The sequence below is a fragment of the Roseomonas populi genome (assembly GCF_024594815.1).
GTDB classification, from domain to species: Bacteria; Pseudomonadota; Alphaproteobacteria; order Acetobacterales; family Acetobacteraceae; genus Roseomonas; species Roseomonas populi.
Map to the genome: position 1 here is coordinate 1 of NZ_JANJOU010000003.1, position 14,777 is coordinate 14,777.

The 14,777-nt window shown below is 67.6% G+C and carries 10 protein-coding genes; all 10 read right to left on the reverse strand.

The window, feature by feature from the left end; translation table 11 throughout:
• The 10 genes from tuf to allE all read right to left on the reverse strand — a co-directional run bounded on the left by tuf (position 1) and on the right by allE (position 14,678).
• Complete coding sequence (gene tuf, locus NRP21_RS05125) at positions 1-1,188, reverse strand: elongation factor Tu (RefSeq protein ID WP_257715108.1); 1,188 nt, start codon at positions 1,186-1,188, stop codon at positions 1-3.
• Between the two features lie 34 nt (positions 1,189-1,222).
• Positions 1,223-1,699, reverse strand: a complete 477-nt coding sequence (rpsG, locus tag NRP21_RS05130; RefSeq protein WP_209375117.1) for a 30S ribosomal protein S7 — start codon at positions 1,697-1,699, stop codon at positions 1,223-1,225.
• 11 nt (positions 1,700-1,710) lie between these two features.
• Entirely contained in the window at positions 1,711-2,082 is a 372-nt protein-coding gene (rpsL, locus tag NRP21_RS05135; protein ID WP_073139794.1) for a 30S ribosomal protein S12, read from the reverse strand.
• A gap of 383 nt (positions 2,083-2,465) precedes the next feature.
• On the reverse strand, positions 2,466-6,704 hold the full coding sequence (rpoC, locus tag NRP21_RS05140; RefSeq protein WP_257715109.1) for a DNA-directed RNA polymerase subunit beta': 4,239 nt from the start codon (positions 6,702-6,704) through the stop codon (positions 2,466-2,468).
• Between the two features lie 96 nt (positions 6,705-6,800).
• Complete coding sequence (gene rpoB / locus NRP21_RS05145) at positions 6,801-10,994, reverse strand: DNA-directed RNA polymerase subunit beta (RefSeq protein WP_257715110.1); 4,194 nt, start codon at positions 10,992-10,994, stop codon at positions 6,801-6,803.
• Positions 10,995-11,186: 192 nt separating this feature from the next.
• Positions 11,187-11,570 carry a 50S ribosomal protein L7/L12 gene (rplL, locus tag NRP21_RS05150; protein ID WP_257715111.1) on the reverse strand — a complete coding sequence of 128 codons (384 nt, stop codon included), beginning with the start codon at positions 11,568-11,570 and terminating at the stop codon, positions 11,187-11,189.
• A gap of 88 nt (positions 11,571-11,658) precedes the next feature.
• Positions 11,659-12,195 (reverse strand): 50S ribosomal protein L10, encoded by a 537-nt coding sequence (rplJ, locus tag NRP21_RS05155; RefSeq protein WP_257715112.1) that lies wholly within the window; start codon positions 12,193-12,195, stop codon positions 11,659-11,661.
• 321 nt (positions 12,196-12,516) lie between these two features.
• Positions 12,517-13,212, reverse strand: a complete 696-nt coding sequence (gene rplA / locus NRP21_RS05160; RefSeq protein ID WP_257715113.1) for a 50S ribosomal protein L1 — start codon at positions 13,210-13,212, stop codon at positions 12,517-12,519.
• A gap of 3 nt (positions 13,213-13,215) precedes the next feature.
• Entirely contained in the window at positions 13,216-13,650 is a 435-nt protein-coding gene (gene rplK, locus NRP21_RS05165) for a 50S ribosomal protein L11 (RefSeq protein WP_209375111.1), read from the reverse strand.
• A gap of 260 nt (positions 13,651-13,910) precedes the next feature.
• Positions 13,911-14,678 (reverse strand): (S)-ureidoglycine aminohydrolase, encoded by a 768-nt coding sequence (allE, locus tag NRP21_RS05170; RefSeq protein ID WP_257715114.1) that lies wholly within the window; start codon positions 14,676-14,678, stop codon positions 13,911-13,913.
• Positions 14,679-14,777: the final 99 nt, after the last annotated feature.

Here is a 14,777-nt window from a genome sequence, read left to right on the forward strand (position 1 = left end):
TTACTTCTGGATGCTGGCGACGACGCCGGCGCCGACGGTGCGGCCGCCCTCGCGGATGGCGAAGCGCAGGCCCTGGTCCATGGCGATCGGGGCGATGAGCTCCACGTCCATGGCGACGTTGTCGCCCGGCATCACCATCTCCACGCCCTCGGGCAGCTTCACCACGCCCGTCACGTCGGTCGTGCGGAAGTAGAACTGCGGCCGGTAGTTCGTGAAGAACGGCGTGTGGCGACCGCCCTCCTCCTTCGTCAGGATGTAGGCCTCGGCCTTGAACTGCGTGTGCGGCGTGATCGCGCCGGGCTTGGACAGAACCTGCCCGCGCTCCACGTCCTCGCGCTTCGTGCCGCGCAGCAGCGCGCCGATGTTGTCGCCCGCCTCGCCGCTGTCCAGCAGCTTGCGGAACATCTCGACGCCCGTCACCGTCGTCTTCACGGTGTCCTTCAGGCCGACGATCTCGACTTCCTCGCCCACCTTGACGATGCCGCGCTCAACGCGGCCGGTCACCACGGTGCCGCGGCCGGAGATCGAGAACACGTCCTCGATCGGCATCAGGAACGGCAGGTCCTTCGGGCGCTCCGGCTGCGGGATATAGGCGTCCACCGCCTCCATCAGCTTCAGGATCGCCTGCTCGCCGATCTCGGGCTGCTTGTCCTCGAGGGCCATCAGCGCGGAGCCGTGGATGATCGGGATGTCGTCGCCCGGGAACTGGTAGGAGGAGAGGAGCTCGCGCACCTCCATCTCGACCAGCTCCAGCAGGTCGGGGTCGGCCATGTCGACCTTGTTCAGGAACACCACCAGCGCCGGCACGCCGACCTGGCGGGCCAGCAGGATGTGCTCGCGCGTCTGCGGCATCGGGCCGTCGGCCGCCGAGACCACCAGGATCGCGCCGTCCATCTGCGCCGCACCCGTGATCATGTTCTTCACGTAGTCGGCGTGGCCGGGGCAGTCCACGTGCGCGTAGTGGCGGTTGGCCGTCTCGTACTCGACATGCGCCGTCGAGATCGTGATGCCGCGCGCGCGCTCCTCGGGCGCCTTGTCGATCTGGTCGTACGCCGTGAACGACGCACCACCCGACTTCGCCAGAACCTTCGTGATCGCCGCCGTCAGGGACGTCTTGCCGTGGTCAACGTGACCAATCGTCCCGATGTTGCAGTGCGGCTTGTTCCGCTCGAACTTCGCCTTCGCCATTGTCGTGCCTCTGCCCGGATGGGTCTTCTATGGGTTACCAGCGGTAGTGGCTGAAAGCCTTGTTGGCTTCGGCCATCCGGTGAGTGTCTTCGCGCTTCTTCACGGCAGAGCCGCGGTTGTTCGCCGCATCCATCAGCTCGGCGGAGAGACGATCCTCCATCGTGTGCTCGCCACGCTTGCGGGCGGATTCGATGATCCAGCGGATCGCGAGGGCCTGCCGGCGTTCCGGGCGAACCTCGACGGGCACCTGGTAGGTGGCGCCGCCAACGCGACGGGAGCGCACCTCGACGGCCGGCTTCACGTTGTCCATTGCCTCGTGGAACAGGCGCAGCGGATCGCTATTGGCACCGCCACGCTTCTTCAGCGTGTCCATGGCGCCATAGACGATGCCTTCGGCGATGCTCTTCTTGCCGTCGTACATCAGCACATTCATGAAACGGCTGAGCACGAGATCCCCAAACTTCGGATCCGGCAGGACCTCGCGCTTCTCTGCGCGGTGACGACGCGACATCTCTCAGTTCCTCACTTCGGCCGCTTGGCGCCGTACAGCGAACGGCGCTGGCGCCGCTTGGCGATGCCCTGGGTGTCGAGCACGCCGCGCAGGATGTGGTAGCGAACGCCCGGAAGGTCCTTCACGCGGCCACCGCGGATCAGGACGACCGAGTGCTCCTGAAGGTTGTGACCCTCGCCGGGGATGTAGGACACCACCTCGTAGCCATTCGTTAGGCGCACCTTGGCGACCTTACGAAGAGCCGAGTTCGGCTTCTTCGGCGTGGTGGTGTAGACGCGCGTGCAAACGCCGCGCTTCTGGGGGCAGCTCTGCAGGGCCGGCACCTTGTTGCGGCTCGGCTTCGGCTCGCGCCCCTGCGCGATAAGCTGGTTGATCGTCGGCATGACGCCCCTTCGTGACCCTTCTACGTCCGACTTCATTCCAAGCGAAGGCGCCCGCCTGACCGCGCATGCGGCCCTGCGGGCTACTTCTCCGTCCCCGGCCTGACCCGCCCATTGAACCCGGTCTCGTTGGACCGTGTCCTTCTTGGAAGGCGGTGGCTACGGCGACGCTGAATGTCGTCGTCCAAACCCGTTCGAACCCGTGACTCAACCCAGGGGGCGATGCCGGTAGGTCCGTAGAGGGGCGGACACCTACCCCCCCTGCCCCCATGAGTCAAGCATATTACGCAAAGTGAGTCGGGCGGGGCCGGGATACCATCCCTGCCCCGCCCGATGCCGGTCCGGCCGCCCAGAAGGGCGGCCGGATTCAACGCGGTTACAGGTACTTACTCGGCGGCCTGCTGCTCGCCACCGGGCAGGGCCGGCTGGCCGGCGGGCAGGCGCCCCTTGTCCCGCTGGGCCGCCAGGGACCGCAGGCGGTTCATCACGGAGCCCGTGCCCGCCGGGATCAGGCGCCCGACGATCACGTTCTCCTTCAGGCCCTCCAGGCGGTCGACCTTGCCGGCCACGGCCGCCTCCGTGAGCACCCGGGTCGTCTCCTGGAAGGAGGCGGCCGAGATGAAGGAGTTGGTCTGCAGGCTCGCCTTGGTGATGCCCTGGAGCACCGGCTCGGCCCGGGCGGGCCGCTCCTTCAGCGCCAGCCGCTTCTCGTTCTCGATGTCGAACTCGATGCGGTCCACCTGCTCACCGATCAGGTAGGTCGTGTCGCCCGGCTCGATGATCTCGACCTTCTGCAGCATCTGGCGAACGATCACCTCGATGTGCTTGTCGTTAATCTTCACGCCCTGCAGCCGATAGACGTCCTGGATCTCGTTCACGAGGTAGTTCGCGAGAGCCTCGACGCCCAGCACGCGCAGGATGTCGTGCGGCACGCGCGGGCCGTCCACCAGCGGGTCACCGGCGCGGACATAGTCGCCCTCCTGGACGGAGACGTGCTTGCCCTTGGGCACCAGGTACTCGCGGGAGGCCGGCTGCTCGTCGCCGACAGCCTCGGGCACCACCACGATGCGGCGCTTGGCCTTATAGTCCTTGCCGAACTCCACCCGCCCATCGATGTCGCTGATGATGGCGGCGTCCTTAGGCCGGCGCGCCTCGAACAGCTCCGCCACGCGCGGCAGACCGCCCGTGATGTCGCGGGTCTTGGACGACTCGCGCGGCAGGCGGGCGATGATGTCGCCAGCATGGACTGTGGCGCCGTTCTCCACGTTCAGGATCGAGGCCGGCTGCAGCGCGAACTGCGCCACGACCTTCCCGCCCTCGCGGAGCACGATGCTCGGACGGAGGTTGGCGTTCTTCGCCCGCTCCACCGGCTCGCGCACCACCTTGGAGGACAGGCCCGTCACCGGGTCCGTCTCCTCGTAAAGGGTGAAGCCCTCGATTAGGTCCGTGTACTCCACCGTGCCGGCGCGATCGATGATGATCGGCAGGGTGAAGGGGTCCCACTCCGCCAGCTTCTGGGCGCGGGTCACCTCCGCCGTGTCGGCGATCAGCAGCCGCGCACCGTAGGGCACGCGGTAGCGGGCGCGCTCGCGGCCCTGCGCATCGCTCAGCACGATCTCGCAGTTGCGGCTCATCACGATCGAGACGCCCTCGGAGTTCGTGACGACCTGCTTGTTCAGCACCTTCGCGGTGCCGTCGCCGGTCGCCTCGACATGCGCCTGCTCGGCCGAGCGCTGCGCCGCGCCACCGATGTGGAAGGTGCGCATGGTCAGCTGCGTGCCCGGCTCGCCGATGGACTGGGCGGCGATGACGCCGACAGCCTCACCGGTGTTCACCGGCGTGCCGCGGGCAAGGTCGCGCCCGTAGCACATGCCGCAGACGCCCTGCCGCGCGTCGCAGGTCAGGACGGAGCGGATATAAACCTCCTCCACCCCGGCCTTCTCGACGGCGTCGGCCATCACCTCGTCCACGAGCGAGTCCCGCGCCGCGACGACCTCGCCGGTCTCCGGGTTGGTCACCTCGCGCTGGATCGTGCGACCCAGGATGCGCTCGGAGAGGGACGAGACGACCTCGCCCCCGTCCATCACGGCGCGAACCGTGATGCCGCGCTCCGTGCCGCAATCCCGGTCCACGATGATGCAGTCCTGCGCCACGTCCACCAGGCGGCGGGTCAGGTAGCCCGAGTTCGCGGTCTTCAGCGCCGTGTCCGCCAGGCCCTTGCGGGCGCCGTGGGTGGAGTTGAAGTACTCGAGGACGGTCAGGCCTTCCTTGAAGTTCGAGATGATCGGCTGCTCGATGATTTCGCCCGAGGGCTTGGCCATCAGGCCGCGCATCCCGGCCAGCTGGCGCATCTGCGCCGGCGACCCACGCGCACCGGAGTGGGACATCATCCAGACGGAGTTCGTCTGCTTGCCCATCTCCTGGCGGGAGATCTCCTTCATCATGGCGCCCGCCACCTCTTCCGTGGCGCGCGACCAGGCATCGACGACCTTGTTGTACCGCTCGCCGGCGGTGATGAGGCCGTCGAGGTACTGCTGCTCGAACTCCTTCACCTCGCCCTTGGTGCGGTCAATCATCTCGGCCTTGGAGGCCGGGATCATCATATCGTCCTTGCCGAAGGAGATGCCGGCCTTCGCCGCGTTGCGGAAGCCCAGCCCCATCAGGCGGTCGGCGAAGATCACCGACTCCTTCTGGCCGCAGTGGCGGTACACCGCGTCGATCACGTCGGAGATGCTGCGCTTCGTCAGCTGCCGGTTGATGATCGCGTAGGGCACGTTCGGGTGATGGGGCAGCAGCGTGCCCATCATCAGGCGGCCCGGCGTGGTGATCACGGTCTCGCGGGCGGGCTGACCGTCCCTGAAGCCCGGCACGGCGGCCAGGATCGCGGTGTGCAGCGTGACAGCGCCAGCGGCCAGCGCCTGCTCCACCTCACCCAGCCCGTCGAACACGGTCGGGCGGAAGGAGAGCGCCGCCTTCTCGTCCTCGTTCAGCTGGTCGGCGGACTTGCCGGCGGTGCCAGCGATCAGGGCGCGCTTGGCCTCGATCTCGGCCTTGTCCTGCCGGAACTCCGGCGTCTCCAGGCTGAGGTAGTAGAGGCCCAGCACGATGTCCTGGGACGGCACGATGATCGGCTTGCCGTTCGCGGGGCTGAGGATGTTGTTCGTGGACATCATCAGCACGCGCGCCTCCAGCTGGGCCTCAAGGCTCAGCGGGACATGCACGGCCATCTGGTCGCCGTCGAAGTCCGCGTTGAAGGCGGTGCAGACCAGCGGGTGCAGCTGGATCGCCTTGCCCTCGACGAGGATCGGCTCGAAGGCCTGGATGCCCAGGCGGTGCAGCGTCGGCGCCCGGTTCAGCATCACCGGGTGTTCGCGGATCACCTCCTCGAGGATGTCCCACACCTCGGGACGCTCCTTCTCCACCATCCGCTTCGCGGCCTTGATGGTGGTGGCGTGGCCGTACTTCTCGAGCTTCGAGTAGATGAAGGGCTTGAACAGCTCCAGCGCCATCTTCTTCGGCAGGCCGCACTGGTGCAGCTTCAGCTCGGGACCCACCACGATGACCGAACGGCCCGAGTAGTCCACGCGCTTGCCGAGCAGGTTCTGGCGGAACCGGCCCTGCTTGCCCTTCAGCATGTCGGAGAGCGACTTCAGCGGGCGCTTGTTGGCGCCCGTGATCGCGCGGCCCCGGCGGCCGTTGTCGAACAGCGCGTCCACGGCCTCCTGCAGCATGCGCTTCTCGTTGCGCACGATGATGTCCGGCGCGCGCAGCTCGATCAGCCGCTTCAGGCGGTTGTTGCGGTTGATGACGCGGCGGTACAGGTCGTTCAGGTCGGAGGTCGCGAAGCGGCCGCCGTCCAGCGGGACCAGCGGGCGCAGCTCGGGCGGGATCACCGGGACGACGTCCAGGATCATCCACTCCGGGCGCGCGCCGCCCTCGTTGAAGCTCTCGATGAGCTTCAGCCGCTTCACCAGCTTCTTGCGCTTGGCCTCGGAGGTGGTCTCCTTCAGCTCCGCGCGCAGCCGGGCGCTCTCCTTGTCCAGCTCGATGCCGGTCAGCATCGTCTTCACCGCCTCGGCGCCGATGCCGACAGTGAAGGCGTCCTCGCCGAACTCATCCATCTTGGACTGGTAGGCGTCCTCAGTCAGCAGCTGGTGCAGCTTGAGGTCGGTCAGGCCCGGCTCGAGAACCACGTAGCTCTCGAAATACAGGACCTTCTCCAGCTCCTTCAGCGACATGTCGACCATCAGGCCGACGCGGCTGGGCAGGGACTTCATGAACCAGATGTGCGCGACGGGAGAGGCGAGCTCGATGTGGCCCATGCGCTCGCGGCGCACCTTGGCCAGCGTCACCTCGACACCGCACTTCTCGCAGATGATGCCGCGGAACTTCATCCGCTTGTACTTGCCGCACAGGCACTCGTAGTCCTTGATCGGACCGAAGATGCGCGCGCAGAAAAGCCCGTCCCGCTCCGGCTTGAAGGTGCGGTAGTTGATCGTCTCGGGCTTCTTGATCTCGCCATAGGACCAGGAACGGATCTGCTCCGGGGAGGCGATGGTGATCTTGATCTGATCGAAGGTGACGGCCTGGCCGGTCTGGCCAAGGATCTTCATCAGCTCGTTCATGGGGCCTTCCTTCTAAGTCCAGCCTGCCACGCTCTCGCGCGGCGAAATCAGCGGCCGGCCCCGCTGGGAAGGGGCCGGCGCGATCCTTGTCAGACCTTAGCCGCGGTTCTCGAGGTCCACGTTCAGGCCAAGGGACTTCAGCTCCTTGGTCAGAACGTTGAAGCTCTCGGGGATGCCGGCCTCGAAGCTGTCCTGGTCGCGGACGATCGCCTCGTAGACCTTGGTGCGGCCGGACACGTCGTCCGACTTCACCGTCAGCATCTCCTGCAGCGTGTAGGCGGCGCCGTAAGCCTCCAGCGCCCAGACCTCCATCTCGCCGAAGCGCTGGCCGCCGAACTGCGCCTTGCCGCCCAGCGGCTGCTGGGTGACGAGCGAGTAGGGGCCGATGGAGCGGGCGTGGATCTTGTCGTCCACCAGGTGGTGCAGCTTCAGCATGTAGATGTAGCCGACGGTGACCTTGCGCTCGAACAGCTCGCCTGTGCGCCCGTCCACCAGCTGCATCTGGCCGGAGGTGTCCAGGCCTGCCTTCTCCAGCAGCCCCTCAATGTCCGAGATGCGGGCGCCGTCGAAGACCGGCGTCGCGATCGGCACGCCGCCGCGCAGGTTCTCGCCGAGCTCGAGCAGCTGGTCCTCGCTCATGTTGACGATGTCACGGTCCGTGATCTCGTCCCCATAGACCTCGCGCAGCTTCTCGATCAGCGCGTCCCGGGCGGCGCCGGCGCGGCGGTAGTCCTCGACCACCTCGCCGATCTGCTTGCCGATGTTCGCGCAGGCCCAGCCCAGGTGCGTCTCGAGGATCTGCCCGATGTTCATGCGCGAGGGCACGCCCAGCGGGTTCAGCACGAGGTCCACCGGCTGGCCGCTCTCGAGGAACGGCATGTCCTCGATCGGCACCACGCGGGAGACGACGCCCTTGTTCCCGTGACGACCGGCCATTTTGTCGCCCGGCTGCAGCTTGCGCTTCACCGCCACGAACACCTTGACCATCTTCATCACGCCGGGCGGCAGCTCGTCGCCGCGCTGCAGCTTCTCGACCTTGCTCTCGAAGCGCTTCTGCAGCCGCTCCACCGCCGCGTCGAACTCGCGCTTCAGCGCCTCGAGCTGCGCCTGGGCCGCGTCGTCGGACACGGAGATCTGGCGCCAGGTCATGCGGTTGAACTCGCCCAGCACCTCGTCGGTGATGACCGTGCCCTGCTTCACGCCCTTGAAGCCGCCGCCCGCCTTGCGGTTCAGCAGGATCTCGCGCAGCCGCCCCGTGAAGGAGCGCTCCTGGATGGCCCGCTCGTCGTCGCGGTCCTTCGCCAGGCGCTCGATCTCGGCGCGCTCGATCGCCATGGCGCGCTCGTCCTTGTCCACGCCGCGGCGGGAGAAGACGCGCACGTCCACGATCGTGCCGGAGACGCCCGGCGGCAGGCGCAGCGACGTGTCGCGCACGTCGGAGGCCTTCTCGCCGAAGATGGCGCGGAGAAGCTTCTCCTCCGGCGTCATCGGGCTCTCGCCCTTCGGCGTCACCTTGCCGACCAGGATGTCGCCCGGCTGCACCTCGGCGCCGATGTAGACGATGCCGGCCTCGTCGAGGTTGCGCAGCGCCTCCTCACCCACGTTCGGGATGTCGCGGGTGATCTCCTCCTGGCCCAGCTTAGTGTCGCGGGCGGAAACCTCGAACTCGTCGATGTGGATCGACGTGAACACGTCATCCTGGGCGATGCGCTCGCTGATCAGGATGGAGTCCTCGAAGTTGTACCCGTTCCACGGCATGAACGCGACGAGCGCATTCCGGCCCAGAGCCAGCTCGCCCAGCTCCGTGGAGGGACCGTCGGCAATGATGTCGCCGGCGCCCACCTCGTCGCCCACGCGGACCAGCGGGCGCTGGTTGATGCAGGTGGACTGGTTGGAGCGCTGGAACTTCCGCAGGCGGTAGATGTCCACGCCCTGGGTCGTGCCGTCCTCACCGGTGGCGCGCACCACGATGCGCGCGCCGTCGATGCTGTCCACCACGCCGTCGCGGCGCGCCACGATGCTGGCGCCGGAGTCCCGCGCCACCGCGGCCTCCATGCCCGTGCCCACGAGCGGGGCGTCGGACTTCACCAGCGGCACGGCCTGCCGCATCATGTTGGACCCCATCAGCGCGCGGTTGGCATCGTCGTTCTCAAGGAACGGGATCAGCGCCGCGGCAACGGAAACCAGCTGCTTCGGCGAGATGTCGATCGCCGTCACCTCCTCCGGCTTCACCAGCCGGAAGTCACCGGACTGGCGCACGGAGACCAGCTCGGAACGGAACTCGCCCGTCTCGCGGTCCACCTCGGCATCAGCCTGGGCGACGACGAGCTTCTCCTCCTCCATGGCGGAGAGGTAGCGCGGCTCGCCCGTGATCTTGCCGTCCTTCACCATCTGGTACGGCGTCTCGATGAAGCCGTACTTGTTCACCTTGGCGAAGGTGGCGAGGCTGTTGATCAGGCCGATGTTCGGACCTTCCGGCGTCTCGATCGGGCAGATGCGGCCGTAATGCGTCGGGTGCACGTCGCGCACCTCGAAGCCGGCGCGCTCGCGCGTCAGGCCGCCCGGGCCAAGCGCCGAGAGGCGGCGCTTGTGCGTCACCTCGGACAGCGGGTTGGTCTGGTCCATGAACTGGGACAGCTGGGAGGAGCCGAAGAACTCGCGCACCGCGGCCGCCGCCGGCTTGGCGTTAATGAGGTCCGTCGGCATCACCGTGTCGATGTCGACCGAACCCATCCGCTCCTTGATGGCGCGCTCCATGCGGAGCAGGCCGACGCGGTACTGGTTCTCCATCAGCTCGCCAACCGAGCGCACCCGGCGGTTGCCGAGATTGTCGATGTCGTCGATCTGCCCCTTGCCGTCCTTCAGCTCCAGCAGGGTCTTCACAGTCGCCAGGATGTCCTGCTTGCGCAGGGTCCGCAGCGTGTCCGGCGCCTCCTCCAGCGTGAAGCCCAGGCGCATGTTCATCTTCACGCGGCCGACTGCGGAGAGGTCGTAGCGCTCGCCGTCGAAGAACAGGCCGCGGAACAGCGTCTCGGCCGTCTCCGGGGTCGGCGGCTCGCCCGGGCGCATCACGCGGTAGATATCCATCAGCGCGTCGTCGCGGCTGGTGTTCTTGTCCACCGCCAGCGTGTTGCGCATCCAGGGGCCGACCGTGGAGTCGATCGCCAGGGTCGGCAGCCGGTCGTAACCAGCAGCCTCAATGGCGGCCAGCTTCGCCTCGGTCAGCTCCTCGCCCGCCTCGGCGTGGATCTCGCCGGTGGACATGTCCACCAGGTCCTCAGCAACGAAGCGGCCCAGCAGGTCGGTGCGGGAGACGAGCACCTCCTTCGTGCCCTCCTCCGCGATCTTGCGGGCGGCGCGCGGGTTGAGCTTCGTGTCCTTGGCGGCGACCACCTGGCCGGTGGCGGCATCCACCAGGTCCTCGGTCAGCTTCAGGCCGCGGAAGGCGTCCGGCTCATAGGGGCGCGACCAGCCCTGCTTGCCGTGCGCGAACAGCACCTGGTTGTAGAAGGTGCCGAGGATCTCCTGCGCGTCCATGCCGCGCACCTCGCCCGGCTCCAGCGGCATGTCGCGCTCGGCGCGCTTCGCCTCCGTATCCGAGGAGTCCAGGGCATAGAGCAGCGTCGTCGCCGGCAGCTTCCGCTTCCGGTCGATACGGACGTAGCAGATGTCCTTGGCGTCGAACTCGAAGTCCAGCCAGGAGCCGCGATAGGGGATCACGCGGGCGGCGAAGAGGTACTTGCCCGAGGAGTGCGTCTTGCCCTTGTCGTGGTCGAAGAACACGCCCGGGGAGCGGTGCATCTGGGAGACGATGACGCGCTCGGTCCCGTTGACGATGAAGGTGCCGTTGTCCGTCATGAGCGGGATATCGCCCATGTAGACGCCCTGCTCCTTGATGTCGCGGATGGAGCGGCTGCCCGTGTCCTCGTCGATGTCCCAGACGATCAGGCGCAGATGGGCCTTCAGCGGGGCGGCATAGGTCAGCCCGCGCTGGATGCACTCGTCCACGTCGTACTTCGGCTCCTCGAACTCGTAGCGCACGAATTCCAGGCTGCCGCGGCCGGCGAAGTCGTTGATCGGGAAGACGCTCTTGAAAACCTCCTGCAGGCCGGAGTTGGAGCGCATCTCCGCCGCCACTTCCATCTGCAGGAATGCCTCGTAGGAGGCGCGCTGCACGTCGATGAGGTTCGGCATCGGCGCCACCTCGGGCAGCCGCCCGAAGGACTTGCGGATGCGCTTCCGCCCCGTGAGGCCCCTGCCCTCGAAACCACCCTTCGAGATCGCGTTCATGCCAGCCCTGCGTCCCTTCGTCGTTCGGGGAGACCCGGGCGCCGCCGCGCGCCCCGCCCTCCCCGCATCACCACCGGCCCGCACCTGCGACCCGGCGAAAAGCGGGCGCGGGCGGAAACCCGTAGGTCTCCGCCCGGCCCTTAACCACTCTGTTCCCCCGCCCCGAGAGGCGGGGGATAGCCGACCGAGGTCTTACTTGACCTCGACCTTGGCGCCGTTCTCCTCGAGGACCTTGCGGATCTTCTCCGCCTCGTCCTTGGAAACGCCTTCCTTCACGGTCTTCGGAGCGCCCTCGACCAGGTCCTTGGCCTCCTTCAGGCCCAGGCCGGTGATCGTACGGATCTCCTTGATCACGTTGATCTTCTTGTCGCCGCCGTTGGCGAGAATGACGGTGAACTCCGTCTGCTCCTCAGCGGCCGGGGCAGCAGCCCCACCGCCGGCAGCCGGGGCCGCGGCCACGGCGACGGGCGCCGCGGCGGAAACGCCCCACTTCTCCTCGAGCATCTTGGAGAGCTCAGCGGCCTCCAGGACGGTGAGGGAGGACAGCTCGTCAACGAGCTTCGCGAGATCGGCCATGATGATGTCCTTTGATCTAATGGCTTGACTTGACGTTTGCAACCCCGGGTGCCGCCTTTATGGGCAACCCACCCGGGGATACGGCGTTTCAGGCGGCTTCCGCGCCCTCGGAGGACCCATCCTTGTCGGCATAGGCCTTGAACACCCGCGCCAGCTGCCCGGCCGGAGCCTGCAGCACGCCCGCGATGCGCGTCGCCGGGGTCTGGATCAGACCCAGCAGCTGCGCCCGCAGCGTCTCGAGCGAGGGCAGCTCGGACAGAGCCTTGACGCCGTTGACGTCCAGGGTCTGCGTCCCGATCGCCCCGCCCAGGATCACGAACTTGTCGTTACCCTTGGCGAACTCCACGGCGGTCTTCGCCACGGCCACCGGATCCTTCGACCACGCGAGCGCGGTCGGGCCCTTCAGCAGCGGCGAGATGCCCTGGAAGCGGGTGCCTTCGAGGGCGAGATTGGCCAGCCGGTTCTTCGCGACCTTGTACGTCGCACCGGCCGCCCGCATCCGGCGCCGCAGATCATCCACCGCCGCGACCGTCAGCCCGTTGTTCTGGGCGACGAGCACGAAGGAGGTGTCGGCGAACACCGAACCGAGGGTGGCGACGAACTCGCGCTTCTCCGTACGGTCCATTCCCGTCTCCTACGAAAAGCCGGTGCCTGGTGGAGGGGCCCCGGCCGGTTCACACGGGGGCGACCCTGCAAGGAGCCACCCCGGTTCGCCTGTCAGATGAAAGCCGGAAGCCAAGCCAAGCCCGCCAGGGTAGTCCTGGCAGATCATCGTCTCTGGCACCCCGTCTCCCCGTTGCGGGCTCTCGCCCATTAAGGTCCTACCTTCGCAGAAGGATCGGCCACACCAGGTCTCGGACAGGTCGGGCGGGTTTCCCCGCCCTGCCCGCCCACCCTCGCGGGGTGGGCGAATTTCACGCCCCGGGCCGTAGCCCCGGGCAAAAACTCAGGCGGAGAGGCTCGCCACGTCCACCTTCAGGCCGGGCCCCATGGAGGAGGACACGGCCACCTTCTTCACGTAGGTGCCCTTGGCGCCCGTCGGGCGGGCGCGCTGGATGGCGTCCACGAAGGCCTTGGCGTTCTCGAGCAGCTTGTCGGCCTCGAAGCTCGCCTTGCCGATGCCGGCGTGCACGATACCCGCCTTCTCCGCGCGGAACTCCACCTGGCCGGCCTTGGCGGCCGAGACGGCGCCCTTCACGTCCATGGTAACCGTGCCGAGCTTCGGGTTCGGCATCAGGCCGCGCGGGCCGAGAACCTTACCGAGGCGGCCCACCAGGCCCATCATGTCCGGGGTGGCGATGCAGCGGTCGAAGTCCATCGTGCCGCCCTGGACCGTCTCCATCAGGTCCTCGGCGCCCACGATGTCGGCGCCGGCCGCGCGGGCCTCGTCGGCCTTCGGGCCGCGGGCGAACACGGCCACGCGCACGGTCTTGCCCGTGCCGTTCGGCAGGCCCACGACGCCGCGGACCATCTGGTCGGCGTGGCGCGGGTCGATGCCGAGGTTCATCGAGATCTCGATGGTCTCGTCGAACTTGGCGTTGGCGTTCGCCTTGGCGGTCGCGATGGCCTCGGCCAGCGCGTAGTTCTTGTCGAGGTCAGTGCCCTCGGCGATCTTGCGGAGACGCTTGCCCTGCTTGGCCATCGATCAGCCCTCCACCACGCTCATGCCCATGGCGCGGGCGGAGCCGGCCAGCATCCGAACCGCGGCCTCTTCGGTCTCGCAGTTCATGTCCTTCATCTTCACCTTGGCGATCTCGGCCAGCTGCGTCTTCGTCACGCGGCCGACGACGCCACCCTTGCCCGGGGTCTGGCTGCCCTTCTCGATCTTCGCCGCCTTCAGCAGGAAGTAGGTGTTGGGCGGGGTCTTGGTGATGAAGGAGAAGGTGCGGTCCGAGTAGGCGGTGATCACCACCGGCGTCGGGGTCCCGGGCTCCATGCCCTGGGTGGCCGCGTTGAATTCCTTCACGAACTGCATGATGTTCAGGCCGCGCTGACCCAGCGCCGGGCCCACCGGCGGGGACGGATTCGCCTTGCCCGCGGGGATCTGCAGCTTGATGTAGCCGACGATCTTCTTCGCCATCTCTGGCACCTCTCTCGATCAGAGGCCCGCGGTACCGGCGGCCCGCCCCATAAGTCCGGGGCGCTGGCCTCCCGCGTTCCTGAAAACGCGCGGCGGCCGGGCGGGGAAAACCCCCGGCCCGGCCGGCGCGGGGGCGGCTTATAGGCGGCGCGGCCTCGCGAGTCCAGCAATAGTTTCATCCCCGGGCGGCACGGAGCGGGCAGGAGCTGCCGGCACCCTCGCCCAACCAGGCCCGCTCCGGCCGCTTGTTGTCGGGCCGGTCAAATCACGTCCCGGTTCACGTCCTTGTAAAGGAGGTACTCACAGACCTCGTTCCCCGTCGCGTAGATCTGCTGCGGCACGTAGGGCCCCATCCACACGAAGTCGCCGGTCCAGAGCTCGTGCCAGTCCCGCCCCAGCAGCTGCAGCGCCTGCCCCTGGAGCATGACCATCCCGTGCTCCATCACATGCGTCTCGATGCACCAGAAATGGGCGCCGGGCGCGTAGCACATGATGTTCATCTCGAAGTCCATGGGCATCTCGCGCAGCCCGATGAGGCAGTACCGCCAGCGCGGCCCGCTCTCCTCCTTCAGCGCCGTGTCCCGGTGCCCGACGATGACCTTCGGCCGCGGCACGCCGGCCGCGGGCTGATAGGCCTTGCGGACCCAGATGGCCCGCGCCTCCCCCTCCCCCGCATTCCGCACGGCGTAGGGCACGCCCTGCGGCACATAGACATAGGCGCCCACGCCCAGGGCATGGGTCTCCCCCTCCACCGTCACCTCCAAAGCTCCGGCCTGGACGTAGAGGAAGGCCTGGACCCCCTCGTCCACCGCCCCGGCGCTGCCGGTCCCGGGCGGCAGGATCAGCATCGCCTGGGCGAAGCGCGCACCCATCTGCCGGCTGGTTTGGAAACGCACGACAACGCCCGGCCAGTTCGGCAGCAGGCTGTCCATGATCCCCTCGGGCGGGAAGACGCAGTAGTTCGGCGTCAGCATCGTCCGGTTGTGGCCGATGATGCCGGGCGGAGGGTTCGGAGTGGGAACGCGCATGGACCTGCCTTGAGAGTGATGGGCGTGGGCACCACGCCAGCCCTGTGCCGTCTAGCAAGTCGCCTGCCGCGCGTCCCGCATGAGTGCCCGGAATCGAAA

What these genes read in the sequence shown, in the direction of transcription:
- allE (WP_257715114.1), bottom strand. Translation starts at nt 14,678, where the DNA reads ATGCGCGTTCCCACTCCGAACCCTCCGCCCGGCATCATCGGCCACAAC.
- rpoC (WP_257715109.1), bottom strand. Translation starts at nt 6,704, where the DNA reads ATGAACGAGCTGATGAAGATCCTTGGCCAGACCGGCCAGGCCGTCACC.
- rplJ (WP_257715112.1), bottom strand. Translation starts at nt 12,195, where the DNA reads ATGGACCGTACGGAGAAGCGCGAGTTCGTCGCCACCCTCGGTTCGGTG.
- rplK (WP_209375111.1), bottom strand. Translation starts at nt 13,650, where the DNA reads ATGGCGAAGAAGATCGTCGGCTACATCAAGCTGCAGATCCCCGCGGGC.
- rpsL (WP_073139794.1), bottom strand. Translation starts at nt 2,082, where the DNA reads ATGCCGACGATCAACCAGCTTATCGCGCAGGGGCGCGAGCCGAAGCCG.
- tuf (WP_257715108.1), bottom strand. Translation starts at nt 1,188, where the DNA reads ATGGCGAAGGCGAAGTTCGAGCGGAACAAGCCGCACTGCAACATCGGG.
- rplA (WP_257715113.1), bottom strand. Translation starts at nt 13,212, where the DNA reads ATGGCCAAGCAGGGCAAGCGTCTCCGCAAGATCGCCGAGGGCACTGAC.
- rpoB (WP_257715110.1), bottom strand. Translation starts at nt 10,994, where the DNA reads ATGAACGCGATCTCGAAGGGTGGTTTCGAGGGCAGGGGCCTCACGGGG.
- rplL (WP_257715111.1), bottom strand. Translation starts at nt 11,570, where the DNA reads ATGGCCGATCTCGCGAAGCTCGTTGACGAGCTGTCCTCCCTCACCGTC.
- rpsG (WP_209375117.1), bottom strand. Translation starts at nt 1,699, where the DNA reads ATGTCGCGTCGTCACCGCGCAGAGAAGCGCGAGGTCCTGCCGGATCCG.